Raw genomic sequence first — 251 nt, 5'->3', positions numbered from 1 at the left:
AAAAGCAGGAGTAGGTATCCTCACTCTGTCAGGTGCTAACACCTATGGTGGCGCTACTACTGTCAATGCCGGTACCTTACAAGTGAGTGGTAGTGGAACTGTAGGCAACACCAGTAGCTTATTAACCCTAAGCAGCGCTACTTTAGATTTACAAAATGCACTGACGATCGGCTCTTTGTTAATGACTGGCACTAATCCAGCCATTACTAATACTGCGGGTACCTCTAGCCTGACAGTTAACGGTACTTCAA

1 protein-coding gene is annotated in these 251 nt (G+C 45.8%); it reads left to right on the top strand.

The window, feature by feature from the left end; translation table 11 throughout:
* Nucleotides 1-251 (top strand): autotransporter-associated beta strand repeat-containing protein (locus ICN47_RS13115; protein ID WP_216220295.1); only part of this gene is annotated, 251 nt, incomplete at both ends.

The organism is Polynucleobacter sp. AP-Latsch-80-C2 (assembly GCF_018882185.1).
Lineage (GTDB): Bacteria > Pseudomonadota > Gammaproteobacteria > Burkholderiales > Burkholderiaceae > Polynucleobacter.
Note: the sequence above shows the minus strand (reverse complement) of the source record. Positions and strands in the feature narration are given on the sequence as shown.